At 73.3% G+C, this 24,301-nt stretch carries 25 protein-coding genes and 1 pseudogene; 14 read left to right on the top strand and 12 right to left on the bottom strand.

The window, feature by feature from the left end; genetic code table 11:
• Positions 1 to 17 precede the first annotated feature (17 nt).
• Entirely contained in the window at positions 18 to 698 is a 681-nt protein-coding gene (locus RM590_RS22350) for a response regulator transcription factor (protein WP_311706445.1), read from the bottom strand.
• Complete coding sequence (locus RM590_RS22345) at positions 689 to 1,798, bottom strand: sensor histidine kinase (RefSeq protein ID WP_311706444.1); 1,110 nt, start codon at positions 1,796 to 1,798, stop codon at positions 689 to 691. Before RM590_RS22345 ends, RM590_RS22350 begins: the two co-directional genes overlap by 10 nt.
• 191 nt (positions 1,799 to 1,989) lie before the next feature.
• Between RM590_RS22345 and RM590_RS22340 the strand changes: the two genes are divergently transcribed.
• Positions 1,990 to 3,201 carry a serine hydrolase domain-containing protein gene (locus tag RM590_RS22340; RefSeq protein WP_311706443.1) on the top strand — a complete coding sequence of 404 codons (1,212 nt, stop codon included), beginning with the start codon at positions 1,990 to 1,992 and terminating at the stop codon, positions 3,199 to 3,201.
• A gap of 49 nt (positions 3,202 to 3,250) precedes the next feature.
• Here the strand turns inward: RM590_RS22340 and RM590_RS22335 are convergent, their stop codons facing one another.
• The gene (locus RM590_RS22335) at positions 3,251 to 3,742 is read right to left on the bottom strand and encodes a helix-turn-helix domain-containing protein (RefSeq protein ID WP_311706442.1); all 492 of its coding nucleotides are present in this window, start codon (positions 3,740 to 3,742) and stop codon (positions 3,251 to 3,253) included.
• Between the two features lie 429 nt (positions 3,743 to 4,171).
• On the opposite strand from RM590_RS22335, the pseudogene RM590_RS36045 reads away from it, so the two are divergent.
• Both RM590_RS36045 and RM590_RS36040 read left to right on the top strand, forming a co-directional pair.
• Positions 4,172 to 4,327, top strand: a pseudogene (locus RM590_RS36045) (GNAT family N-acetyltransferase); the annotation flags it as partial.
• Positions 4,308 to 4,430, top strand: coding sequence for a hypothetical protein (locus tag RM590_RS36040; RefSeq protein WP_394813938.1), 123 nt, complete (start codon positions 4,308 to 4,310; stop codon positions 4,428 to 4,430). The pseudogene RM590_RS36045 and the gene RM590_RS36040, both read left to right, overlap by 20 nt.
• Positions 4,431 to 4,445: 15 nt before the next feature.
• On the opposite strand, the gene RM590_RS22325 is transcribed toward RM590_RS36040, so the two are convergent.
• Positions 4,446 to 5,381 carry a MarR family transcriptional regulator gene (locus RM590_RS22325; RefSeq protein WP_311706441.1) on the bottom strand — a complete coding sequence of 312 codons (936 nt, stop codon included), beginning with the start codon at positions 5,379 to 5,381 and terminating at the stop codon, positions 4,446 to 4,448.
• 194 nt (positions 5,382 to 5,575) lie between these two features.
• Between RM590_RS22325 and RM590_RS22320 the strand changes: the two genes are divergently transcribed.
• Positions 5,576 to 5,821 (top strand): hypothetical protein, encoded by a 246-nt coding sequence (locus tag RM590_RS22320; RefSeq protein ID WP_311706440.1) that lies wholly within the window; start codon positions 5,576 to 5,578, stop codon positions 5,819 to 5,821.
• Positions 5,818 to 7,197: a serine hydrolase domain-containing protein gene (locus RM590_RS22315; protein WP_311706439.1), complete on the top strand. Its 1,380-nt coding sequence runs from the start codon at positions 5,818 to 5,820 to the stop codon at positions 7,195 to 7,197. The genes RM590_RS22320 and RM590_RS22315 overlap by 4 nt, the downstream gene beginning before the upstream one ends.
• Positions 7,198 to 7,246: 49 nt before the next feature.
• Here the strand turns inward: RM590_RS22315 and RM590_RS22310 are convergent, their stop codons facing one another.
• The 3 genes from RM590_RS22310 to RM590_RS22300 form a co-directional block, all read right to left on the bottom strand.
• A complete protein-coding gene (locus RM590_RS22310) occupies positions 7,247 to 7,429 on the bottom strand; it encodes a hypothetical protein (RefSeq protein WP_311706438.1) in 183 nt (60 codons plus the stop codon).
• A gap of 72 nt (positions 7,430 to 7,501) precedes the next feature.
• Positions 7,502 to 7,714 carry a hypothetical protein gene (locus RM590_RS22305; RefSeq protein WP_311706437.1) on the bottom strand — a complete coding sequence of 71 codons (213 nt, stop codon included), beginning with the start codon at positions 7,712 to 7,714 and terminating at the stop codon, positions 7,502 to 7,504.
• Positions 7,711 to 8,001 (bottom strand): hypothetical protein, encoded by a 291-nt coding sequence (locus RM590_RS22300; RefSeq protein WP_394813935.1) that lies wholly within the window; start codon positions 7,999 to 8,001, stop codon positions 7,711 to 7,713. Before RM590_RS22300 ends, RM590_RS22305 begins: the two co-directional genes overlap by 4 nt.
• 188 nt (positions 8,002 to 8,189) lie before the next feature.
• Between RM590_RS22300 and RM590_RS22295 the strand changes: the two genes are divergently transcribed.
• Complete coding sequence (locus RM590_RS22295; protein ID WP_311706463.1) at positions 8,190 to 8,750, top strand: TetR/AcrR family transcriptional regulator; 561 nt, start codon at positions 8,190 to 8,192, stop codon at positions 8,748 to 8,750.
• Positions 8,751 to 8,777: 27 nt separating this feature from the next.
• Here the strand turns inward: RM590_RS22295 and RM590_RS22290 are convergent, their stop codons facing one another.
• Together RM590_RS22290 and RM590_RS22285 are read right to left on the bottom strand one after the other, a co-directional pair.
• Positions 8,778 to 9,617 carry a glycerophosphodiester phosphodiesterase gene (locus RM590_RS22290; RefSeq protein ID WP_311706436.1) on the bottom strand — a complete coding sequence of 280 codons (840 nt, stop codon included), beginning with the start codon at positions 9,615 to 9,617 and terminating at the stop codon, positions 8,778 to 8,780.
• A gap of 192 nt (positions 9,618 to 9,809) precedes the next feature.
• On the bottom strand, positions 9,810 to 10,817 hold the full coding sequence (locus RM590_RS22285) for a serine hydrolase domain-containing protein (protein WP_311706435.1): 1,008 nt from the start codon (positions 10,815 to 10,817) through the stop codon (positions 9,810 to 9,812).
• A gap of 425 nt (positions 10,818 to 11,242) precedes the next feature.
• On the opposite strand from RM590_RS22285, the gene leuS reads away from it, so the two are divergent.
• From leuS to RM590_RS22250, 7 genes are all read left to right on the top strand, one after another.
• Positions 11,243 to 14,092 carry a leucine--tRNA ligase gene (leuS, locus tag RM590_RS22280; RefSeq protein WP_394813934.1) on the top strand — a complete coding sequence of 950 codons (2,850 nt, stop codon included), beginning with the start codon at positions 11,243 to 11,245 and terminating at the stop codon, positions 14,090 to 14,092.
• A 94-nt stretch (positions 14,093 to 14,186) separates the two neighbouring features.
• A complete protein-coding gene (locus RM590_RS22275; RefSeq protein WP_311706433.1) occupies positions 14,187 to 14,855 on the top strand; it encodes a hypothetical protein in 669 nt (222 codons plus the stop codon).
• Positions 14,856 to 14,939: 84 nt separating this feature from the next.
• A complete protein-coding gene (locus RM590_RS22270; protein ID WP_311706432.1) occupies positions 14,940 to 15,785 on the top strand; it encodes a DegV family protein in 846 nt (281 codons plus the stop codon).
• Between the two features lie 400 nt (positions 15,786 to 16,185).
• Entirely contained in the window at positions 16,186 to 16,980 is a 795-nt protein-coding gene (locus RM590_RS22265) for a ComEA family DNA-binding protein (RefSeq protein WP_311706431.1), read from the top strand.
• 268 nt (positions 16,981 to 17,248) lie between these two features.
• Positions 17,249 to 19,468: a ComEC/Rec2 family competence protein gene (locus tag RM590_RS22260; RefSeq protein WP_311706462.1), complete on the top strand. Its 2,220-nt coding sequence runs from the start codon at positions 17,249 to 17,251 to the stop codon at positions 19,466 to 19,468.
• Positions 19,469 to 19,580: 112 nt separating this feature from the next.
• Positions 19,581 to 20,180: a winged helix-turn-helix domain-containing protein gene (locus tag RM590_RS22255; protein ID WP_311706430.1), complete on the top strand. Its 600-nt coding sequence runs from the start codon at positions 19,581 to 19,583 to the stop codon at positions 20,178 to 20,180.
• A complete protein-coding gene (locus RM590_RS22250; RefSeq protein WP_311706429.1) occupies positions 20,177 to 21,442 on the top strand; it encodes an MFS transporter in 1,266 nt (421 codons plus the stop codon). The genes RM590_RS22255 and RM590_RS22250 overlap by 4 nt, the downstream gene beginning before the upstream one ends.
• Before the next feature lie 30 nt (positions 21,443 to 21,472).
• Here the strand turns inward: RM590_RS22250 and RM590_RS22245 are convergent, their stop codons facing one another.
• Together RM590_RS22245 and RM590_RS22240 are read right to left on the bottom strand one after the other, a co-directional pair.
• Positions 21,473 to 21,931 carry a pyridoxamine 5'-phosphate oxidase family protein gene (locus RM590_RS22245; RefSeq protein ID WP_311706428.1) on the bottom strand — a complete coding sequence of 153 codons (459 nt, stop codon included), beginning with the start codon at positions 21,929 to 21,931 and terminating at the stop codon, positions 21,473 to 21,475.
• A gap of 303 nt (positions 21,932 to 22,234) precedes the next feature.
• Positions 22,235 to 22,486 carry a hypothetical protein gene (locus RM590_RS22240; RefSeq protein ID WP_311706427.1) on the bottom strand — a complete coding sequence of 84 codons (252 nt, stop codon included), beginning with the start codon at positions 22,484 to 22,486 and terminating at the stop codon, positions 22,235 to 22,237.
• Positions 22,487 to 22,532: 46 nt separating this feature from the next.
• Between RM590_RS22240 and holA the strand changes: the two genes are divergently transcribed.
• On the top strand, positions 22,533 to 23,540 hold the full coding sequence (holA, locus tag RM590_RS22235) for a DNA polymerase III subunit delta (protein WP_311706426.1): 1,008 nt from the start codon (positions 22,533 to 22,535) through the stop codon (positions 23,538 to 23,540).
• Between the two features lie 21 nt (positions 23,541 to 23,561).
• On the opposite strand, the gene RM590_RS22230 is transcribed toward holA, so the two are convergent.
• Complete coding sequence (locus RM590_RS22230) at positions 23,562 to 24,203, bottom strand: hypothetical protein (protein ID WP_311706425.1); 642 nt, start codon at positions 24,201 to 24,203, stop codon at positions 23,562 to 23,564.
• Positions 24,204 to 24,301: the final 98 nt, after the last annotated feature.

Here is a 24,301-nt window from a genome sequence, read left to right as displayed (position 1 = left end):
ACCTCATGGTGCGCCGTTCAGGCCAGTGGGTGCGGTGCCGTCGGGTCCAGCGCGGTGCCGCCGTGGCGGCGAAGGTAGGCCAGTACCGCGCGGACGCGGCGGTGGCCGCTGTCGCCCGCCGACAGGCCGAGTTTGAGGAAGACGTTGCCGATGTGCTTGTGGACCGCGTTCTCGGTGACGACGAGCCGTTGGGCGATGGTCGCGTTGTCGTGGCCCTCGGCCATCAGCGCGAGGACCTCGCGCTCGCGTGCGGTCAGGGCGTCGACGGGGTCGCCGCGTGCGAGGAGTTGGGCGATGACCTCGGGGTCCATGGCGGTGCCGCCGCCGGCCACGCGGCGCAGTGCGTCGGTGAACTCCGCGACGCGGCTCACCCGGTCCTTGAGCAAGTACCCGATGCCGCCCCGGGCGTCGGCGAGGAGGCGGCCCGCGTATTCCTGCTCCACGTACTGCGACAGGACCAGGACCGGAAGCCCGGGGTGGTCGCGGCGGGCTTGGACCGCGGCCCGGATGCCCTCGTCGCGGAAGGTCGGGGGCAGCCGCACGTCCACGATGGTGACGTCCGGTCGGTGGGTCTCGACGGCGGTGAGGAAGCCGGGGGCGTCGGCCGCGATCGCGACGACCTCGAAGCCCTGGGAGTTGAGCAGGAGCTCCAGCCCGGAGGACAGCAGGACGTTGTCCTCGATGATCGCTACGCGCACGGCAGCTCCACGGTGATGACGGTCGGCCCGCCCGGCGGGCTGCTGATCTCCATGGTGCCGTCCAGAGCGGCGGCGCGGCGGCGCATTCCGTCCAGGCCGGATCCGCGGGCGGGGTCCGCTCCGCCGGTCCCGTTGTCGGCGATCTCCGCGCGGAGCAGCGCGCCGTCGCGGGTGACGCGAACCGAGGCCCTGGTGGCCCGGCTGTGCCGGGCGATGTTCGCCAGTGCCTCGGTGACGGCGAAGTAGGCGACCGCTTCGACCGCCGCGGGGATCTCACCGAGCGGGCCGATGTCGATGCGGGTCGGCACCCCGGCCCTGGTGGCCAGGGTGCTGAGCGCGCCGGAGAGGCCCTGGTCGGCCAGCACCGGGGGATAGATGGTGCGGATGACGGAGCGCAGCTCGGTCATCGCGTCCTCGGTCTCGGCGTGGGCCTGCCGGACCAGAACGGCGGCCGCGTCGGGGTCGTTGGAGAGGCTTTCGCCGGCCACGGCGAGCCGCATCGCGATGGCCACGAGCCGGGCCTGGGTGCCGTCGTGCAGGTCTCGTTCGATCCGGCGGAGTTCCGCGCTGTGCGCCTGGAGGACGTCTGTGCGCGTCCGGGCGAGTTCGGTGACTCGTTCGACCAGTTGCTCCGCGGGCGATGGCGCCAGGACCGCGAGGCAGCACCGGGCGTGCGCTCGGGCGAGCGGCGGGAGGGCGAGGGCGGCCAGTGCCGCCAGGAACACGACGTTCACCAGGCCGAGCGACAACGCGGTGCCCCAGCCGGTGATGCGAACGCTGAACAGGGGCAGCCACGGCGCCGAGGGAAAGGCCCACCACAACACCGTGATGACGGGGGTGAGTAGCAGGGTGCCCAGGAAGAGCAGGGCCAGGGCGCCCGCCGGCAGACCGGTGACCACGTGCGTCAGGAACCACACAAGGTTGCGGCGGGCGGCGCGCGGACGCGGCTCGACCGGCCGTCCCAGCAGCGCCCCGGCGCGCCGGCGATGCCGCTCCGCCCAGGGCTGTGCCAGCGACGGAACGCACAGCAGGGGCGCCGCGGCGAGCGTCACCGCCGCGGTCACCAAGGTGCCCAGCAGGTAACGCCCACCGCGCCACATCCTGAGCCACCACGCACGCGCAACGCCGAGCACTTGTCCCGCTTTCCTCTGTCGTACAAGGAGGTTGTGGGAGGCCCCACGCGATTCACCCTAGGTATCGGACGATTCCGCGGCACTACAGGTAGCTGTAGCTTTCCTTCGGGAGCCCGTGGCAGCGATCCGCGACCCGGCGCTTACCTAGCGTGGGCGGCATGACATTCACCAACCCGATCGTCGCTCCGCTGCCCGGCAAACGGTGGCTGGCCGCCGCCCTCGTCACCGCCGGCGTGGCAGCTGCCATCCAACTGCCGGCCGGCGCGCACGAAGCGCCCGCGCCCGGGTACGGGCAGGACGACCTGCGCCGGGACACCGACGCCATCCACGCGCTGGGGATCACCGGCGTCCAGGCACGGGTGACCACCGGCGCCGGCCGGGACCTGGTCGCCACCAGCGGCGTCGCCGAGGTGGGCACGGACCGTCCGGTGCCCCGCAACGGCTACTTCCGGATGGCCAGCACCGGCAAGGCGCTGGTGGCCACCGTGGTCCTGCAACTGGTCGACGAGGGCAGGCTGGCGCTCGACGACACGGTGGACCACTGGCTGCCCGGCTTGGTGGACGGCAACGGCAACGACGGACGCCGGATCACCATCCGCCAACTCCTCCAGCACACCAGCGGAATCCACGACGACATCCCCGGCTTCACCACCCCGCAGGAGTACTACGAGCGCCGGTACGACACCTACACACCCGAGCAGATCGTCGAACAGGCGATGAGGCACCGCCCGGACTTCCCGCCCGGCACGGGGTGGAGCTACTCCAACACCGGCTATGTCCTGCTCGACATGATCGTCGAGAAGATCACGGGTCGCCCGTGGCACCAGGAGATCGAGGACCGGATCCTGAAACCGCTCGGCATGGACCGCACCTATCTGGCGGGCAGCACTCCCACACTCCGCCGCCCGCACGCCAACGGCTACCAGGTCTTCCCCTCCGGCGAACGGGTCGACGTCACCGAGGAGATCATCCCCGACCCCGGCGGCTACGTCTCCACCACCGCGGACATCAACCGCTTCTTCCAGGCTCTGCTCGGCGGCGAGCTGCTGTCCCCGGCACGACTGGCCGAGATGCAGGACACCGTCCCGGTCAACGAGGAGCTCCAGGTGTACTGGCCGGACGGGCGCTACGGCCTCGGCCTGGTCAGCCGGCCCCTGTCCTGCGGCGGCAGCTACTGGAGCCACGAGGGCGGCGAGGGCGGCTACATCACCCTGAACGGCGCCACCGGCGACGGCAGCCGCACCGTCACCGTTTCCATGTCCACCGCCCTGAGCGACTCGCCCGACAACACACTCCGACAGGAGCGAGCCGCCAGTGACCTCGTCGACCACGCGCTGTGCGACACCCCCGGCAACGGGCAGGACACGTAACGGCCTTGAGCCACCGCACGCGCGCGGGAACGAGATCAACCGTCCGCGGTCATCGCTTCCTCGTGTCGCCCGTTGACCCCGGCAGGGCGTTGACCCCGATGGCCTGGTGCCGGTAGTGCCTGGGCGGCATGCCGAAGGTGGCGCGGAACAGTCTGCTGAAGTGGGCGGCGTCGGTGAGGCCCCACCGGGTGGCGATGGCCTGGACGGCTCGTGTGCGCGGTGCGGGGTCGGCGAGGTGTTCGCGGATGAAGTCGCGGATCTGCGCCTGGAGGGCGCGTCTGCGGGCCTCGGGCGGGAGGAGGTTCTCGGTGTGGAGGAGGCGGCCGAGGAGGGAGGCGAGGAGGTCGGTGGTGATGGAGGCCAGGGTGGGGACGTCGGCCGGAGTGAGCTCGTGGGCACGGGCGTTGAGGTCGTTGAGCCATCGGGACAGGACCCCGGCCATGCCCTGGCGGGCGGGGAAGGGGACGGCGGTCAGCCGCTGGAGCGTCCGGTCGGGCAGGGGCAGCAGCGCCCGGGGGATGTGGAGAACGAACGAGGACACCTTGTCCGCGGTGGTGTGAAGTGCTCGGTGGGGACTGCCGTATCAGCTTCGCGGTGCGCACCACCTCCAGGTGGGGGTGGCTCAGGACGGATAACTGCACATCCCTGAGGTCGAGGACGCGTATCCGGGCCCGGAAGTCGTCGCGGTGGTCACTGCGCAGCCGGTTGCGCGGATGGGACCGCGCCGCGATGTCCTCGTAGAGCTCGAACCGTTCCGCCGCCGGTACGAACTCGGTACTCAACTCGGTCACCAGCACAGCCACCCCCGGTAGCCCTCTCGTCTTGCCGTCCGATCCGGCATCGGGCATGCCGGACGCGCATGGAGTTCCTCCCTGCTTTCAGGTGCAAGCGTTCGCTGCCGGACCAGCGCGCCGCAAGAGGCCGAGGTGTCCGGGCCCCCCGGACACCTCGTGCGGATAGGTTGTCGGCCATGGCTGAACTCGGACCCGTCGCCTGGCCACCCGCCCCGACAAGGACCGAGCGGCTCGTGCTCCGCGAGTCCGAGGCCCGGGACCGGGCGGCGTTCATCGAGTTGTTCGCATCGCCGGAGGTGGGCACCCATATCGGTGGCGCTCGACCGTGCGATGCGCCTCGCGGCGAAGCTGGGGTTCACCGAGGTGGAGCGGTTCGACGAGTACGGCGCCGAGCAGTGGTTCGGCGTGTGGTCCTCGGCCCGGAGCGGTACGTGAGGGCGTTCGCGTCGGTCACCTGACGGACTCACTTCTGAGCGCCTCGCGTTGCGCCGGGCTCAGGCGGTCCGGTCTCGTGGTGACGGTGTACGTCTCGGGCCCGATGGCCCGCAGGGCGAGGGGATCGGCGATGGCCGGTTGACGCTGGATCGCGTCCAGGGCGGCGGCGGCCCGGTCCCGGGGCCAGTCGAGCCCGGTGGCCAGCGCGCCCAGTGTGAGCGGTCGACCGGCGTGCACGAGGGCGGCGAGCACCGTCAGCGCGTCGTACACGACGGTCTCGGCGAGGGTGCTGCCGCTCATCTGCTCGCTGAGCTGGGCGAAGAACTGGCCCATCTTGCCGAGCCGGGTGCCGGCGGTCGTTTCGGCGCCGAAGATCTCGATGCCTCGCGCGGCGGCGGTCGCGATCTCGCCGTGTGCTCCGGTGTCGGCCTGCCACGCCCGGAGCCAGACGTCGTCGTCGATGACGTACCGCTCGCGGCGCCCGCCGGGATCGGGCTGGCGCAGCACCAGTTCCATGGCTTCGAGGGCGGCGATGGACTTGGATACCGACGCCGCGCTGACCTGGAGTCGGCGCACCAGGTCGCTGGCGGTCAGGCCGCCGGCGTCAGCGGTGAGCAGGCAGACGAACACCCGGGCGGTCATCCGGGGCAGGCCGGTCGCGGCGAGTTGATTCGCGAACGCGTCCACGAAGTCGCGCTCCTCCTCGGTGCGCTGCTCGTCGGCCGTCGGCCGGGCGGGCCGGGCCGGCTTGCGCCGGTGGGCACGGTGGTCGGCGGCCTGCTGCGCGTGGTCGGCCAGGTAGTCGCCGGGTGCGCCGTTGCGTGCGACCTCGCGGCTGATCGTGGACGTCGGCCGGCCGAGCCGTCGGCCGATCTCGGCGTACCCGAGCCCGTCGGCCAGCCACGCCGCGATCCGCCGGCGGTCCTCGTGGGTCAGCCTGCCTCCTGGCACCGGCGCGCCTCCTCTCCTTGCGTTCATCAACAGTACATTGCAACGGCCCGGTTGACGTAGTTGCATTTAGCCACAATCTTGTTGCAACGATTGCTGTCTAGCTCGTGTTTTGTGGCTGCATTTCGTTGACGCTGCCTGAAACGCAACGTAGCTTTTTCTCATCCGGAAAGAGAGAGGAAGCGACGATGCATGTGATGGCCGTGTCGACCGTCTCGGACGAAGGCAAGTTCTGGAGCGGCCTGAAGAAGGCGCACGCCAAGCTCCCCAGGGGCGCCACGTGGAAGCTGGCGGTCGCGAGCAAGGACGGGGCCAGGGCGGTGAACATCATCGCCCACGAGTCCATCGACGGTGTTCGGGACTTCTTCGAGGCGCACGCCGGTGCCCATGCCACGACGGAGTACTTCGAGGCGGATGCCGCGAACGCGGTCGGTCTCCCGTGACGAGGATCGACATACCGCGGCTCCGGGCCCGGGTCGCCGAACTCCTGGCGACGTGCGGGATCCCGAGTGCCGCGATCGGGGTTCTCCACGACGGAGAGCTGGCGGAGTTCGCGGTCGGTGTCACCAACGTGGAAACGCGGGCACCCGCCACGCCCGACACCGTTTACCAGTGCGGCTCCATGACCAAGACGTGGACCGCGCTGGCGTTCATGCAGCTCGTCGACGAGGGGAAAGTCGATCTGGACGAGCCGGTGCGGACCTACCTGCCCGGTTTCACGGTGGCCGATTCCGAGGCAGGCGCCAAGGTCACCCCTCGTCAGCTCCTGGACCACACAAACGGTATTGAGGAGGCCTACGGCGATCCCGGGGAAGACGACGACGTCTACGAGCGCATGGTCGAGAACATCGCGGACGCGCCCCAGGTTTTCCCGCTGGGCCATACCCACGGCTACAGCGCGGCGCTGGGTTACGCGATTCTCGCGCGGATCCTGGAGGTGTACGACGGCAAACGCTGGGACGACGTCATGCGGGACCGTCTTTTCGATCCCATGGGCCTGACCAGCACGAGCAGTTGGCGCGAGCGGGTGGACCAAACCCGGGCCGCGACCGGGCACCTGATCCGGTCCCCGGAGGAGGGCCCCATCGTCACACCGGTGGACCACCTGCCGCGTGCCTTCGGCCCCGGCGGCAACATCACCTCGACGACCCGGGATGTGCTCACGATGGCGCACGTTCTGCTCAACGAGGGCACGGCGCCGGGCGGAAGGCGAATTGTCTCGGCCGAAAGCGTTCGAGAGATGATGCGTTCGCGGGTGCCCGTGCCGGATCCATACATGTTCGGGCCGCAGTGGGCGCTCGGCCTCATCGTGTGCGACTGGCACGGCGAAACCGTCTTCGCGACCGACGGCAGCACGATCGGCCAGAACGCCCGGCTGCGGCTCCTGCCGGACTCCAATACCGCCATCACGATGCTGACGAACGGCGGACCGCGGGAAAGCTTCTACCGTCAGGTGTTCAACGAGATCCTCACCGACCTCGGCACGGTCACCATCCCGGACCTGCCCGCACCGGATACGACGCTGGAACTCGACCCGTCCAGATACGTGGGCGCCTACGGGCGCCCCGGCGCACGGTACGAGGTGTCGGCCGAGGGCGGAAAGCTGTACCTGACCCTGGTCCTCGACCCGACGCAGGCTCAGTTCCTCCGGAAGCCGGATCGCATCGGATATGAGTTGCTTCCGGTGAGCGAGACGCATTTCCTGATGCCGCCGGCGGATTCGTTGGAGGACACCCAGACGGTCGCGCTCTACGACTTCACGAACGGCAGTGCCCGATACCTCCACACCAACTGCCGGGTGAACCCGCGATGGGCGTAGCCGGCACAAAGCCTGTGCGCACCACGTGGCCGCCGGCCCGGGCATGTGACTACTCGCCCGTTGTGTCGTCGAGAGCCGGTGATGTCCCCACGAGCTTGCGAAGGAAGCGATCGACCTGCTCCTCCAGCGGGGGCCAGTGCTGATCGGGCTGGTTGACCCGCATGGAGACCGCGCCGTGCACGGCGGCTCGCGGGTCGAGGGCCACCGTCGAGGCGTCGTCCGCGGGAGCCATCGCGCGTCAACCCGTCTGGCCGGCCGCGTTCACCCGTGAGCGGCGCCGGGGCGTTCGTCGCCGCGCGGATGGTCAGCGGTGGAGCCAGGGGGCGAGCACCTGAGTGAGGCGGGGCATGACGATCCACGTCATGAGGGAGGTGAGGACGGGCAGGAGGAGGGCCAGGGCGAGGGGTTTGGGGAGGGGGGCGAGGAGGGGGCGGGTCAGGGTGGTCAGGGCGAGGAGGAGGACGTAAAGGGCGACGAGGGTGGTCAGCCAGAGCTTCCAGCGGCGAGGTGTGGTCATCGGGCGTCCGGCAGGATCTCGTTGACCAGGGTGACGGCCTCGTGCAGTTCGGTGCGGTTCCGCAAGCGGCTGAAGTGGACGCATTCGGGGGTGAGCAGGACCTTCGCGCCCAGCTTCGAGGTGTAGAGACGCGCGTGATCGATCGGGTCGGGGGTCAGCACCGGGTCGTCGACGGCGATCAGGGCGCGGAACTGCCGGGCGGTGAGCCGAACGCCCTCCCAGACGAACCCGCCGTCGAAGAACGGGGCGAGTGCGTCATAGCCCACCTCGACGGCGGGGGTGGTCACCGGCAGCGCGCCCGCGAAGGGGGCTTCCCGCTCGTGGTCGTGGTGCTGGAGGAGCCCGAGGATGGCGTCGCCGCCGAGGCTGTGACCGACGAGGACGGTGTCGGCGGGGTCGGTGATCTCGGCGGTCAGGGCCTTGTGCCAAGGGCCGGGGCTGGGCGCCGCGGGGTCGGGAAGCGCGGCAGGCGGTTCTGACCGCCGCCGCCGACATCCTGGAGGAACACGGCTATCAAGGCGTGACGATCGAGGGCATCGCCCGGCGCTCGGGCGCCGCCAAGACGACCATCTACCGCTGGTGGGACTCCAAGGCCGAGCTGGTCATGGACGCGTACACGCACACCGTGGCCCAGCGCATGCCCGAACCCGACACCGGCAGCGTCCGCGACGACCTCGTCGCCTACACCGCCGAGCTCTACGACGTTGTCAACCACCCGCTGCGGGTCCGCGCGCTGCGCGGACTGATGGCCGAGGCCCAGCTCGACCCCGGCTTCGAGCGGCCCTTCCGCGCCTGGGTCGCCACGCGCCGCCAGGTCGTCGCGGCCATCCTCGGCCGGGGGCGCGACCGCGGCGAACTGCGCCCCGACCTGGACCTGGAGCACGCGGTCGACCTGCTCTTCGGCCCCTACTGGTACCGACTCCTCGTCGGCCACCTGCCGCTCGACCCGCGGGAGGCCGAGCGGCACATCGATCAGATCCTTAACGGGCTGCGAGCCCCACTCGGTCAGCTTGCGCCCGAGACCGATGCCGGGTGATCGGCGCGCCACCGAGAACTGGAGGGCTTAAGACTGGGTGAGGGACTGCGGGAAGTCGGTGATGATGCCGTCGACGCCGAGGCCGGCCATCCTGCGCATGGCGCCGGGCTCGTTCACTGTCCAGACGTTGATGGACATGCCCAGCTCGTGGACGCGGTCCACCAGCGCCTGGTCGGTGACGGTGAACTGCGGGTTCACCTGGTCGGCCCAGGTGCTCAGGGTGCGCAGTTCGTCGTCGGTCGGGCGGTCGGCGTCGAGGAAGCCGATCGGGACCTCGGGCAGCAGCGTGTGGAAGTCGGTGGCGTCGTCGAGCTGGAAGGACTGGACGCCGAGCTCGCCGGCGGCCAGGGCCCGGCGGAGGTAGCGCGGCCTGTCCTCCAGGGTCTCGGCGAAGTCCTCGGCCAGGCCCTCGTAGTGGGCGCAGGGGCTGAGCTCGGCGAGCAGGCCGGTGCGGCCGTCGACCCGGGAGATCACGTCCTCGACGGTGATGAGCCGCTCGCCCGCGTACTTCTCGTGGAACCAGGACCCGGCGTCCAGTTGGCGCAGCTCCGCCCAGGTGAAGTCGGAGACGCGGTAGCTGTCGCGGCCGGGGAAGACCTCCTCGACGTTGGTCGTCCGCTCCATGGTGCAGTCGTGGAAGTTGACCAGCCGGCCGTCGCGCGTGCGCTGCACGTCGATCTCGACGAAGTCGGCGTCCTGCCGGATGGCCAGGTTGATCGCGGCGGCGGTGTTCTCCGGCGCCATGCCCGAGGAGCCGCGGTGCGCGATGACGTCCGGCCCCTCGTCCGCGTGTGCCACGGTCTGCGTCAGCACCAGGACCAGGCAGCCGAGCGCCGCCCCCATCGCCGTGGTACGCCAGTTGCTCACGTTGCTCACGTTCCTCACCGTCTTCACTTCGGCCTCCGCGGTTTCGTCGGTGGATCCCCGCGAGGCTGGCGGCCCGACATGACGAGAAGTCGGCCTCGGTCTGGCCCGGTCCCGATCACCGTGTGACGCGGTCAGGTCAGACGGGCATAACGGCTGAACCGAGCATATCGGGCATATGGGGTATATGCAGGGTCAGTCTCCGCACAGAGCGTGATCGACGAGGGCCCTCATCGCCGCCTCCACCCGGGCCTGCCGGGCGGGGTCGGCGCTGTCGTGGCCGTTGGTCCAGACGGTGACGGCGCGGGTGCCGTCGGCGGTGACCCCGTTGGCGCCGGTGAAGCCGAGGGTGGTGCCGTCGTGGTGCCAGTAGGAGCCGCCGCAGCTCAGCGGGGCGGCGGCGAGGCCGAGGCCGTAGCCATGGCCCGGGGCGCCGGGAACGGGCCGGGTGTCCCGCATCGCGGCCAGCTCGGCCGGGGCCAGCAGCTCCCCGCCGAGCAGTGCGGTGAGGAAGCGATTGAGGTCGCGCGCGGTGGTGACCAGCTCGCCGGCGGCGCCCGCGGCCGTGCCGTTGAGCAGCGTCGTGTCGGTCGGCCGGTCGCCGCCGGGGAACGTCTCCCGGCCCCGGGCGTACGGGGCGGGCAGGGCGGGGTCGTCGCCCGGCAGGAACGTTCCGGTCAGGCCCAGCGGGCGGATGACGCGGTCGGTGACCTCCGCGCGCCAGGAGCGGCCGGTGACCCGTTCGACGATCATGCCGGCCAGCAGGTAGTTGGTGTTGGAGTACGCGAAGCCGGTGCCGGGCGCGAACGCGGGCGGGCGGGTGAGCGCGGCGGCGACCAGACCGGCCGGGTCGCGGTGGTCGAAGCGGTGCGCGCGATAGGACTCGGGGGAGCGCGCGACGGGGAAGGCGCCGGGGACGGCCGTGTAGTCGGGCAGGCCGCTGGTGTGCTGGAGGAGCTGGCGCAGGGTGACGCGGCAGCCGTCGTGGCCGTTGCCGGTGACCACGCCGGGCAGCGGCTCGCACACCGGGTCCGCCAGCGACAGCCGTCCCTCGCCGACGAGTTGGAGCACGACCGTGGCGAGGAACGCCTTGGTGGTGCTCCCCGCGCGGTAGTGCGCGCCGGCGGACAGGCGCGTATCGGTCGCCTCCGCGCCGTCCGGGGTGGTGAGCACGGCCGCGACCCCCTCGGCACCGGCGGCCACCACGGCCTCCGCGTCCCGGGCCAGCGGCGTGGGGCCCCGGTCCGGCGGGGGACCGAACGGGGCCGCCGCCGCGAGGGTGGCGACGGCCGCGCACAGCGCGAGGACGAGCGGCAGGCGGCGGCGGACGTGGACGGCGACGCGGTTCAGGGCGGATCAGCCTCCCCCCGGGCCGGTGTGGGGGACCGGCGGCACGGCCGGGACGCCCCGGGGAGGCGCCACCCTAGCGTGCCCGGCGGGCCGGTCGCCCAAGGGATTCCGCCCGCGACGGCCGCGGCGGGTGCGCTACCCTGAGGCCATGCGTGCCGTACGCCTTCTGCTTACGCGGCCGCGCTGATCACGGACACGACATCAGCGCGGCCGACCCCTCCTGTGCGAGGGGTTTTTTCATGGCGTGGCGGATGACGACTGATGGAGCTTCGAAGACGATGAGCGAGACACACAAGTACGACGCCGCCCTGGCCGCGGAGATCGAAGCACGCTGGCAGGACTACTGGGAGCGGCACGGCACGTACCAGACGCCGAACCCGAGCGGGGACCTGGCGGACGACCCGGAGACGGCGGCCCGGCCCAAGAAGTTCATCATGGACATGTTCCCCTACCCCTCGGGGGCGGGGCTGCACGTGGGCCACCCGCTGGGCTACATCGCCACCGACGTGTACGCCCGCTTCCAGCGGATGACCGGGCACAACGTCCTGCACACCCTGGGCTTCGACGCGTTCGGGCTGCCGGCCGAGCAGTACGCGGTGCAGACCGGCACCCACCCCCGGGTGTCCACCGAGGCGAACATCCGTACCTACCGGACGCAGCTCCGCCGGCTGGGGCTGGGCTACGACATGCGGCGTTCGTTCGCCACCATCGACCCGGACTACTACCGCTGGACCCAGTGGATCTTCCTGCAGATCTTCAACGCCTGGTACGACCGCGAGGCCGGCCGGGCGCGACCGATCGCGGAGCTGGTCGCGCAGTTCGAGAGCGGGGAGCGCTCGACTCCCGACGGGCGCCCCTGGAGTGAGCTGTCCGCCGCCGAGCGCGCCGACGTGCTGAGCGGCCACCGGCTGGCCTACGCCTCGGACGCGCCGGTCAACTGGTGCCCGGGGCTGGGCACCGTGCTGGCCAACGAGGAGGTCACCGCGGACGGCCGCTCCGAGCGGGGCAACTTCCCGGTGTTCAAGGCCAAGCTGCGCCAGTGGAACATGCGGATCACCGCCTACGCCGACCGGCTGCTGGACGATCTGGACACGGTCGACTGGCCGGAGGCCATCAAGCTGCAGCAGCGGAACTGGATCGGCCGCTCGGAGGGCGCCCGGCTGGACTTCCGCGTGGGGGATGAGGGCGACGGTGGCACGGTCACCGTCTTCACCACCCGCCAGGACACGCTGTTCGGCGCGACCTACATGGTGCTGGCGCCCGAGCACGAGCTGATCGACACGATCGTTCCGGCCGTCTGGCCGGAGGGCACGCACACGGTGTGGACCGGGGGGCACGCCACCCCGGCCGAGGCGGTCGCGGCGTACCGCAAGCAGGCCGCGGCCAAGTCGGATGTGGAGCGGCAGGCCGAGGCCAGGGAGAAGACGGGCGTCTTCACCGGCGCCTTCGCCGTCAACCCGGTCAACGGAGAGCGGATCCCCGTCTTCATCGCCGACTACGTGCTGCTGGGCTATGGCACCGGCGCGATCATGGCCGTTCCGGCGCACGACAGCCGCGACTTCGCGTTCGCGCGCGCCTTCGAGCTGCCGATGCGCTGTGTCGTCGAGCCGATCGACGGGCGCGGCACGGACCCGGCGGAGTGGGACGACTCGTTCAACGCGAGCGACGCCCGCCTGGTCAACTCCACCGGCGACTCCATCTCCCTGGACGGGCTGACCGTTCCGGAGGCCAAGGCGCGGATGAACGCCTGGCTGGAGGAGCGCGGCGTGGGTGAGGGCACGGTCAACTTCCGCCTGCGGGACTGGCTGTTCAGCCGCCAGCGGTACTGGGGCGAGCCGTTCCCGATCGTCTACGACGAGGACGGCGTGGCGCATCCGCTGCCCGAGTCGATGCTGCCGCTGGAGCTGCCGGAGGTCGACGACTACGCGCCGCGCACGTTCGACCCGGACGACGCGGACACGCAGCCGGAGACGCCGCTGTCCCGCAACGAGGAGTGGGTGAACGTCACTCTGGACCTGGGCGACGGGCCGCGGCGGTATCGGCGCGAGACCAACACCATGCCGAACTGGGCCGGTTCGTGCTGGTACCAACTGCGCTATCTGGACCCGCACAACGACGAGAAGCTGGTCGACCCCGAGGTCGAGCGGTACTGGATGGGCCCGCGCGAGGGCATGTCCACCGGCGGCGTGGACCTGTACGTCGGCGGCTCGGAGCACGCGGTGCTGCACCTGCTGTACGCGCGGTTCTGGCAGAAGGTGCTGTTCGACCTGGGGCACGTCTCGTCGGCGGAGCCGTACCACAAGCTGTTCAACCAGGGCATGATCCAGGCGTACGTCTACCGCGACGAGCGCGGCTTCCCGGTGCCCGCGGCGGAGGTCGAGGAGACCGAGTCCGGCGGCTGGACGTACCAGGGGCAGCCGGTCAGCCGCGAGCTGGGCAAGATCGGCAAGTCCCTGAAGAACGTCGTCTCGCCGGACGAGATCTTCGCCGCGTACGGCGCGGACACGCTGCGGCTGTACGAGATGGCGATGGGCCCGCTGGACGTCTCCCGGCCGTGGGAGACGCGGGCGGTCGTCGGCCAGTACCGGCTGCTGCAGCGGCTGTGGCGGAACGTGCTGGACGAGGCGACCGGTGAGCTGGCGGTCGTCGAGGAGGAGCCGGACGAGGCCACGCTGCGCGCGATGCACAAGGCCATCGACGGGGTGACGCAGGATCTGGAGGCGCTGCGCTTCAACACGGCCATCGCCAAGATCACCGAGCTGAACAACCACGTCACCAAGGTCAGTCCGGTGCCGCGGGCGGCGGCGGAGACCCTGGTCCTGCTGGTCGCCCCGCTGGCGCCGCACCTGGCCGAGGAGCTGTGGCACAGGCTGGGGCACGAGGACAGCGTGACGACCCGGGACTTCCCGGTCGCCGACCCGGCCTACGCCGTGGACGAGACGGTGACGTGCGTGGTCCAGGTCCGGGGCAAGGTGCGGGCCCGGCTGGAGGTGGCGCCGACGGTGACGGAGGCGGACCTGGAGGCCCGGGCCCTGGCCGAGCCGGCGATCGTGGAGGCGCTGGGCGGTGCGGAGATCCGCAAGGTGATCGTGCGGGCGCCGAAGCTGGTCAATATCGTTCCGGCCTGATCGCGTTGTGCCCCCCGGACTGATCGCGTCGAGGTCCGGGGTGGCGCGCGGCCGTTTTCGGTGACATGAGCCCCCGGGGTCCTACTCTGGGTTCATGGAGATAGCTTTCGCCCTGCTCGCGCTGTCCCTGGTGATGTTCGCGGTGTTCGTGGCGCTGGTGGTGCGCGGGGTGCGGGCCGCCAAGTGCCGTATCGAGCGTGCCGGGCGGGAGGTGCGCCGTTCGCTGAGCGATGCCGCGCTGACGGCGCGGGCCGCCCAGCCGGGTGTGGTGGGCGAGGTCGCGCGCACCCGGAAGGAGCTGCGAGCGAGTGTCGACAGCACGCGCGGCGCGCTGCGGCAGGGCTCGGCCGAGGACCCGGCGCTGGGCGAGGCGCTGGCGCTGTTCGATCAGTTGGACGGGCATTTCCGGCAGTTGGACGGCGAGTTGGGCGCGTTGATGTCGGGGGAGCCGGACCGTTCGCGGATCGCCGCGCGGCTGCCGGAGCTGCGCGGCCGGGCGGAGCGGATCCGGCAATCGGCCGACGCGCTGCGGCTCGCCGCGCAGGACCGGGCCCGGCGGCACGGCGCGGAGGAACTCGAGGCGCTGCAGCGGCAGATCGACATGGAGGCGAGCGCGCTGCGGCACTGGGCGCCGGTGGACGCGGCGGACGGCGCGGCCGGGGAGCCGGGGCGCGCGGCGGGCGAGGCCGTGGAGCCGCCCGGGCCCGGGGCGTCGCGCCCGATCCCGGGGCTGCGCAAGCCGGACGCGGAGGGAACGGAGTAGGCCGGGTGTCCGGTATCGGGCCGCCGGCCATCCGGTATCCGGCCGTGGCCGACGCGTTCCGTGCGCTCCGCTAGTCTCCGTGGCATGCCCCGTTCCGTCGCCATCGTCACCGATTCCACGGCCTATCTGCCGCGGGAGGCGGTGGAGCGGCACGGCATCACCGTGGTGCCGCTGACGGTGGTGCTCGGCGGGGAGGCGCTGCTGGACGGCACCGGTGAGGCGGCGCGGCGGCTGACGCAGGCGCTGAACCAGCGGCTGCCGGTGACGACGTCGCGGCCCGGCCCGGAGATGTTTGCCGCGGCCTACCGGGCGGCGGCCGAGGCGGGGGCGGGCGGCATCGTCTCGCTGCACCTGTCCTCCGAGATCTCCGGCACGCACGACGCGGCCGTGGTGGCGGCCCGGACGGCGCCGGTGCCGGTGCGGGTCGTGGACAGCGGGATGATCGCGATGGCGCTGGGGTTCAGCGTGCTGGCCGCCGCGGAGGCCGCGGCGGCGGGCGGCGACCCGGACGAGGCGGTGGCGGCGGCGGTGAAGCGCGCGGAGTCCACCCGCGCCTATTTCTATGTGGACACCCTGGAGCATCTGCGGCGCGGCGGGCGGATCGGGGCGGCGCAGGCGCTGCTCGGCTCGGCCCTGGCGGTGAAGCCGCTGCTGGAGCTGGCCGAGGGGCGGATCGAGCCCCGGGAGCGGGTGCGGACCGCGTCGCGGGCGATCGCGCGGCTGGAGGAGCTGGCCGTGGACCACGCGGGCGGCGGGCCGGTGGATGTGGCCGTGCACCACCTGGCGGCGGGGGAACGCGCCGCGCAGCTCGGTGAGCGGTTGCGCGGGCGGCTGCCGGGGCTGGTGGAGCTGCACGTCAGCGAGGTGGGGGCGGTGCTGGGGGCGCACACGGGGCCGGGGCTGCTGGGCGCGGTGGTCGCGCCGCGCTGACGCGGTCCGGGCCGACCCGGGTGGTGGTGCCGCTGTGGCGGGTGAGTGCGGTGCTTGCTCGTGTGGGTGACCGAGTTGTCCACAGGAGGCCGGTTATCCACAGATTCGGGCGGGGGTCGTTCCGAAACATGTCCGGCTTCTACGGTCATGAGCCATGGAGATCACGCGAGTTCGCATGCCAAGGGCCGGCCGGGCACCCGTCGGCCGGGGGAGTACCGGGCCGGGCCGCCGGGCCGGCCGAGGCCGTTCCGTGCACGGCGGGAACGCCCACGCCGGGGGCGGTCGTGGTGGGACCGTTCGTCGTGGGAGCGCTCGTGGCGGGGCCGCGGCGTCGGGCGCGGCGGCGCGCCGGCGTGCGGCGGCCCTGTTCCCGGCCGAACTGAGCTGCACCACCGGCGCGTTGAGCGTCACGGGGTGGCGGGTCGTGCCCCGGCTGGTGGAGCCGGGGGCCGGGGGCGCGCCACCCGGTGAGCCGGCGGCCGAGCCGGGTGCCGGGGGCGGGCGGCGGTTGCCGCCGCTGCGGCGGGCCAGGCTGGCGCTGGCCGAGCGGCTGCCCGCCTGGGCCCGGCCGCGGTGCGGGGTGGAGCCAAGGACGCTGGCCGCGCTGTGCCTGGTGCTGGTGGTCGCGGCCGGGTTCGCCGTGCACCACTACTGGACGGGGCGGCCCCGGGCGGTGCCGGCCGCCGAGCGGGCGTCGGCCGAGGCGGAGGTGCCCGCCGCGGTGCCCGGGGCGGAGCCGTCCCCGTCCGCGTCCCCGTCGGGGGCGGGCGGCGGGGCGACAGTCGTCGTCGATGTGGCCGGGGACGTGGTGGAGCCCGGCATCTACACGCTGCCGTCCGGTGCCCGAGTGGCCGACGCCATCGAGGCGGCGGGCGGCGGGGAGCCGGGTGCGGACACCGGGGGGCTCAACCGCGCCCGGGTGCTGGTGGACGGCGAGCAGATCGTGGTCGGCGGCGAGCCGGCCCGCGCGCCGGTGCCCGGCGGTCCGCCGGGGGCGACGGCCGGTCCGGTCAGTCTGAACGCCGCCACCGCCGAGGAGTTGGGCACCCTGCCCGGGATCGGCCCGGTTCTGGCCGGACACATCGTCACCTACCGCACGGAGCACGGCCCCTTCACCTCCATCGACCAGCTCGGCGAGGTCACCGGCATCGGGGAGCGGCGGCTGGCGGATCTGAGGGACCGTGTCACCCTCTGAGCGCCCCGGCGGCGCTCGGCGCCCGGCGCGCGCGGGGCCGGGCGGCAGGCCGGAGCCGGGCTCGCCGCGTCCGGAGGGCCCGGCCGATCTGCGGCTCGTGCTGCCCGCCGCCGGGGCGTGGGCGGCGGCTGCCTGGGCGCTGGACGCCCCGCCCGCGGCGGTGGCGCTCGGCGTGCTGGCCTGTTGCCTGGTGGCGGCCGGGGTCCTGGCGTGGCCCCGGCGGCGGCCGGGGCGGGGACCGGCCCGGGCGGTAGCCGTCGGGCTGGCCATGGCACTGCTGTGCGCGGCGGCCGGGGCCGCGGTGGCGGGGCTGCGCGGGGCGGTCGAGCGGGGCGGGCCGCTGCCGGGGCTCGCCGGGCAGCGGGTGACCGCGGAGATCACGGTCACCGGCGACCCGGCGCGGGCCCGGGCGGACCCGGGCGCGGCCGGGCGGAGACCGCGGCCCGTGCTGCTGGCCGCCGAGGCGACCCGTGTGGTGACCGGCGACGGCGGTGAGTTCGTGCTCGCCGGCTCGGTGCTGGTGATCGTCGAGGCCGAACGGGCCCGGGACTGGCTGGCGTTGCTGCCCTCCACCCGGCTGCGGGTCCAGGCCCGGGTCGGGCGGCCGATGCCCGGGCGGGCGTGGGAGCTCGCGGCCGTGCTGCGGGTGGCGGAGGCCGGGCCGCCGGTCGTCACCGCCGGGCCCAGCGCCCGGCAGCGCTTCGCCGGCCGGCTCCGGTCGGGGCTGCGGGAGGCGGCCGGGACGCTGCCGGGCGACGCCGGGGCCCTGCTGCCGGCGCTGGTGATCGGCGACGACTCGGGCATCTCCCCGGAGCTGGACGAGGCGGTCCAGGACACCGGGCTGACGCATCTCATCGTGGTCTCCGGCAGCCAAGTGGCCATCGTACTGGGCCTGTTCATGGGCAGCCCGGGGACCGCCGCCCGGGCCGAGCGGCGCGGGCTGGCGGCCCGGCTGGGCATACCGCTGCGCACCACCGCGGTGCTCGGCGGCGTGCTCGTCCTGGCGTTCGTGCTGGTCTGCCGCCCCGAGCCGAGCGTGCTGCGCGCCGCCGCCTGCGCCGGGATCGCGCTGCTCGCCCTGGCCACCGGCCGTCGCCGGTCGCTGCTGCCCGCGCTGGCCGCCGCCGTGCTGGTGCTGATCCTCCTCGACCCCGCGCTGGCGCGTTCGCTCGGCTTCCTGCTGTCCGTGCTGGCGACCGGCGCGCTGCTGACACTGGCTCCGGTCTGGGCCCTGGCGCTGCGCCGCCGCGGGGTGCCGGAACGGCCGGCCGAGGCGCTGGCCGCGGCGGGGGCCGCCCATGTGGTGTGCGCGCCGGTGATCACGGTGTTCGCCGCGGGCACCAGCCTGGTGGCCATCCCGTGCAACCTGCTGGCCGGATTGGCCGTCGCCCCGGTCATCGTCCTGGGCTGGGCCGCCATGGTCCTCGCGCCCCTGGCGCCGGGCGGGGCCACCGCCCTGGTCTGGGTGGCGGGCTGGCCCGCGCGCTGGATCGCCGCCGTGGCCCGCACCGGGGCGGAGCTGCCGGGCGCCGAGCTGGCCTGGCCGGGCGGCTGGTGGGGCGCGGCGCTGCTGGCCGCCGTCACCCCGGCGGTGCTGGTGCTGGCCCGGCGGCTGCCGCGCCGCCCCTGGCTGGCCGCCTGCTGCGCGCTGCTCCTGCTGGTGGCGGTGCTGCGGCCGCCGCCGCTGGTGCGGATCCTGACCGGCTGGCCGCCGCCGGACTGGAGCCTGGTGGCGTGCGACGTCGGGCAGGGCGACGCGCTGGTGATCGCCGCCGGGGCGCACCAGGCGTTGGTCGTGGACACCGGTCCCGAGCCGGCGGCCGTCGACCGGTGTCTGCGGGAGCTGGACGTGCGGCACATCCCCCTGCTGGTGCTCACCCACTTCCACGCCGACCATGTCGGCGGTCTGTCCGGCGCGTTGCGCGGCCGGACGGTCGGGGCGATCCAGACCTCGGCGGTGCGGGACACCCCGGAGCAGGCGGAGTTCGTGGACCGGGTGGCGGCGGACGCCGGTGTCCCGGTGGGCGTGGCGGTGCCCGGGGAGCGGCGGCGCGTCGGCGGCGAGCTGAGCTGGGAGGTGCTGTGGCCGCCGGCGGGCGCGGCGGCGGCCGGCCTGGGGCCCAACGACTCCAGCGTCACGCTGCTGGTGCGGGCCGGGCCGCTGACAGTGTTCCTCCCCGGCGACCTGGAGCCGCCCGCCCAGGAGCGGCTGCTGGCGGCGCGCCCGGGGCTGCCGCCGGTGGATGTGCTGAAGGTCGCCCACCACGGCTCGGCCGCGCAGCATCCGCCGCTGCTGGACCGGCTGCGGCCCCGGCTCGCGCTCATCAGTTGCGGGGCGGACAACCGGTATGGGCATCCGGCTCCCCGCACGCTGGCCGCCCTGGAGGCGGCGGGGGCCGCGGTGCTGCGGACGGACGCGCAGGGCGCGCTGGCCGTGGCCGCCACGCCGGAGGGGCCGCGCGGCATCGTAAGGGGAGGTGGTGGCTGAGGGGCGGCCGGCGACGTCCCGCCCAAGGGACCTGACCGTCAAGGCACTTGCACAAGAAACGTTGAGAAAGGAGTCTTGCTAAAGGAAACTTTATAAAGATACCTTTACTCGCGTGATCGAACGCGAGAAGCATCTGACGGATCCCCGGGCCCTGCGGGCCTACGCCCACCCCACCCGCATGCGGCTGGTCGGGCTGCTGCGCCAGGGCGGGCCGCTGACCGCCACCCAGGCCGCCGAGCTCGTCGGCGAGTCCGTGGCGAGCTGCTCCTACCACCTGCGCATGCTCGCCAAGTACGGCCTGGTCGAGCAGGCCGAGGGCGGCGCCGGGCGGGAGAAGCCGTGGCGCGCCACCGCGCGTTACACCTCCTGGCCGGACCACTCCGACGACCCGGCGGTCGCGGAGGCCGCCGCGGCGCTGAGCACGGTCGCGGCCGAGGGGTGGTTCGCGCGGGTCACCCGGGCCATCGAGACCCGTGCGGAGCTGCCGGCCGCCTGGCAGCAGGCGGAGGAGTTCGGCGACGACCTGGTCCACCTCACCCCCGAGGAGCTGATCGAACTGCGCGAGGGGATCCGGGCGCTGGTCGACCGGTACGCGGACCGGGCGGCCGACGCCTCGCTGCGGCCGGAGGGCGCGCGGCCGGTCCATGTGCTGCGCGTCGCCTTCGTGTCCCGCGAGGCCCCGCTGCCGGGGGAGCGGGGCGAGCCGGCGTGAACCGGTTGGCCGCGCGCGTTCCCGTCCTGCTGCGGGAGAAGCCGTTCCGCCGTTACTGGACCGGCCAGTCGGTGTCGCTGGCTGGCGACCAGATATCGCTGATCGCGCTGCCGCTGGCCGCCGTCCTCATCCTCGACGCCGACGCCGCGCAGATGGGCCTGCTGAAGACCGCCGAGCTGCTGCCCGCGCTGCTGCTCTCCCTCCCCGCCGGCGCCTGGGCCGACCGCCGTGCCCGCAGGCGGCACGTCATGATCGCCACCGACATCGGCCGCGCCCTGCTGATCGCGTCCATCCCCCTCGCCCACGCCCTGGGCGTGCTCACCCTCGCCCAGCTCTACGCCGTCGCCCTCGCCATCGGCGCGCTGACCGTGCTCTTCGACGTCTGCAACGCGACGCTGTTCGTCTCGCTCGTCCCCACCGGCCAGTTCGTGCCGGGACAGGCACTGCTCAACGGCAGCCGCGCCATCGCCAACATCGGCGGCCCCGGCGCGGGCGGCTTCCTCGTGCAGCTCCTCACCGCGCCGTTCGCCCTCCTGGCCACCGGCCTGACCTATCTGCTCTCCGCCGGGTACCTGACCCGCGTCGCCCCGGCCGAGCCCCCGCCCGCGGCGCCCGCCAAGGGCTACTTCACCGAGGGCCTGCGCTGGGTGCTGGCCAATCCCTATATGCGGGTCATGTTCGCCGCGTCCGGCACGCTCCAGTTCTTCAACTTCATCTTCCACACCCTCTTCGTCCTCTACGCCACCACCGAACTCGGCCTCGGCCCCGGCCTGTTGGGCATCGCGCTCGGCGTCGGCGCGCTCGGCGGGCTGCTCGGCGCGGCGCTCACCGGCGCCGTGGTGCGTCGGCTGGGCGTCGGCCGCACCGTCCTGCTCGGCTACGCGGGGTTCACCGTGCCGCTCCTGCTCATCCCGCTGGCCGGCGGGCCGACGCCGCTGGTGATGGGCGTGCTGTGCCTGGCCGAATTCCTCTCCTGCGTCGGCGTGATGCTCGTGGACATCGCCGGCGGGGCGCTCCAGGCGGCCCTGATCCCGCACGCCCTGCGCTCGCGGGTCACCGGCGCCTACCGCATGCTCAACCACGGCTTCCGCCCGCTGGGCGCGCTGGCCGGCGGCGCGCTCGGCTCCACCCTCGGCCTCGGCGCCGGCCTGTGGATCGGCACCGCGGGCGCCGTGCTGTGCGTGCTGTGGATCCTGCCCTCGCCGATCCCGCGCCTGCGGGAGATGCCCGAGCCCTCCGGGGCGGTGGTCGCCGCGGACTGAGCCGGCCGTGGCCCGCCGCCCCCGGCCGGCTCACACCAGCCAGACTCCGTCCTTCATCAGATGGCGGCCCGCCAGCTCGTTCTCCTCGCGCCAGGCGCGGATCGTCACCGGCCGGAAGCGCAGGAACGCCCACTCCGGCCGGCCGCGGGTGTCCCACTGGTGCTTGGCGGCGAAGGCGTCCCCCTCGGCGGCGGTGACGGCCTCGTTCGCGATGACGTCGACCTCCGTCTCGATCAGCACCACATCGCGGGTGTGGCCCAGCGAGAGCGTCGCCCGGCCGGTCTTCCGCGCGTTGACCGCCGTCGGATTGGTCGCGCGCGTGGTCATCACCAGCGTTCCCTCGTGCCACAGGAACGCCAGCGGCACCAGGCACGGCACACCGTCCGGGCTCGCGGTGGACACCCAGGCGTCCACGTCCTCCCGCAGCCGCCGCAGCACGTCCCGCTTGCGCTGCGCCGCCTCGCGCGGCGGAGTGACCTCACTCACCATGGCCTCTCGACCCCCGTCCGGGTTGGTCCTCTCATCGACGAGGGACAGTAAAGCGCCGGGCACTGACAAGTGTTGGGTCCTGTCCGGTCGGTCTTGTCGGATGATGAGCCCTTGGCTCCCCCAGGCCCTCGGGGGCCTGGGAGGTACCCCCACGACGCGGTGCATCGCAAGGCGGAGTATCGCAGCTCGTACTTGGCCGTACTCGCGCGATGCGACTGGGGGCACCTCCCGGACGAAGTCTGGGGGAGCAGCGAGGTGCCGTAGCTGGCGGCGCGGGCCCGGCAAGACCGGCCGGACAGGGCCCTAGCCCTCGTCCCACTCCACCCAGCCCTCGTGCTCCTCGGCGAGCGCGGCCAGCAGCGCGGTGTCCAGCGAGCCCTCCGGGTCGTCCAGGACCACCAGCCACTGGGCGTCCTCCGCGTCGTCGTCGCCGGCCAGCGCCTCTCGGACCGGCCGGGGCTCCTCGGGCAGGTCGAGCCGGTCGGTGAGCTTCGCCGCCACATCCGCCGCGGCGTCGCGGTCGGGCAGCACCAGAACGTGTCGCAAGTGGGTCACCAGGCCATTCTCCCGGCTGTCCGAGGCGCGTGGGATGCTGGGCCGCATGGCCGCCAGAACCGCCAGGTCCGACACCGCCGCCCCCACCGGCCCCCTTGGCCCCGGGGCGCTCACCCTCGCCGTGGGGCAGGAGGAACTGCTGCTCGACCGCGCCGTGCAGCAGGTGGTCGCCGCCGCGCGCGCCGCCGACCCCGACACCGATGTGCGCGACCTCGCCGCCGGCGACCTCCAGCCCGGCACGCTGGCCGAGGTCACCAGCCCGTCGCTGTTCGCCGAGCGCAAGGTCGTGGTCGTCCGGCAGGCACAGGACCTCGCCGCCGACGTCGTCAAGGACATCAAGGGGTATCTGGCCGCGCCCGCCGAGGAGATCACCCTGGTGCTCCTGCACGCCGGCGGCGCCAAGGGCAAGGCACTGCTCGACGCCGCCCGCAAGGCCAAGGCCACCGAGATCGCCTGCCCCAAGATGACCAAGCCGGCCGACCGGCTGGCGTTCGTGCGCGCCGAGTTCCGCGCGGCCGGGCGCAGCGCCACGCCCGCCGCCTGCCAGGCCCTGGTGGACGCCATCGGCAGCGATCTGCGCGAGCTGGCCTCCGCCTGCTCCCAGCTCGCCGCCGATGTGCCGGGCACCATCGACGAGGAGGTCGTCGCCCGCTACTACACGGGCCGGGCCGAGGCGTCCAGCTTCACCGTCGCCGACCGGGCCGTGGAGGGCCGGACCGCCGAGGCCCTGGAGGCGCTGCGCTGGGCGCTGGCCACCGGTGTCGCGCCCGTGCTGGTCACCAGCGCGCTGGCGCAGGGGGTGCGGGCCATCGGCAAGCTCGCCTCCGCGCCCGGCGGCATGCGGCCCGCCGACCTGGCCCGCGAGCTGGGCATGCCGCCCTGGAAGATCGACCGGGTGCGGCAGCAGATGCGCGGCTGGTCGGCGAACGGCGTGGCCCTCGCCCTCACCGCGGTGGCCGACGCGGACGCCGCGGTCAAGGGCGGCGGCGACGACCCGGCGTACGCGCTGGAGAAGGCGGTGGTCGCCATCGCGGGGGCCGCGCGCTCCCGCTGACCGGGGCGCACGGCCACGCGTTCACACCGAATTGGGCGCCGGGGCGTCCTCCTTGAGCGCGGCGAGCGTGTTCTCGGTGGCGTCCACCAGCGTCTCCCGAACCCGGTCGTGGTCGCTCAGCGGGGTGGAGCCGCCGTCGAAGTAGGCGTTCCAGGAGAGCGAGTACTCGACCCAGCCGTCCCGCACGGTGACGGTGGCCAGGCTCAGTTCCCCGCTGGTCGAGTCCTCGCCGTAGATGATGTACGCCTCGTCCCCGAGGCCCGGCAGCGTCTCGGTGCGGTACTCGTAGTAGCCGTCCTCGCTCTCGTTGTACTGCTCGAACGCGTGCGCGGCGGCGGCGAATTCGCCCTCCGGGTCCGTCGCCTTGTGCCAGGTCACCTCGTACGTGATCCAGATGCTGGAGTATTCGTCGGCCGCGGAGTCGGCCGGCATCAGGCCGAACTCGCAGGTGCTGAGATCCAGCGCCTCGTCCTCCGCCGACTGCCCGCTCGGAGCGTCCCCGTCCTGGATGTAGTCCGTCTCGAAGGCGGTGGTGTCGGCCGTGGCGCACAGGTCCGCCACGAACCGGTAGCCGGCGAGGTCCGCGCTCTCCTCGCCGCCGAGGACGCCGGTGGCGAACAGCACGCCGCCCCAGGCCGCCGAGGCGATGAGCGCCCCGCCCATCCCCAGCAGCCGGGCCGGTGCCCCCCCGGCCCCCCGGCGGCGACGGCGGTGACGCCGCGACCAGCGGACCGTAACCGGACGGCCCCTGGGTGTATCCG

This window comes from Streptomyces litchfieldiae (genome assembly GCF_031845365.1).
In the GTDB taxonomy this organism is placed as follows: domain Bacteria; phylum Actinomycetota; class Actinomycetes; order Streptomycetales; family Streptomycetaceae; genus Streptomyces; species Streptomyces litchfieldiae.
The sequence above is the reverse complement of the archived record's forward strand: the minus strand, read 5'-3'. Positions and strand labels throughout refer to the sequence as shown.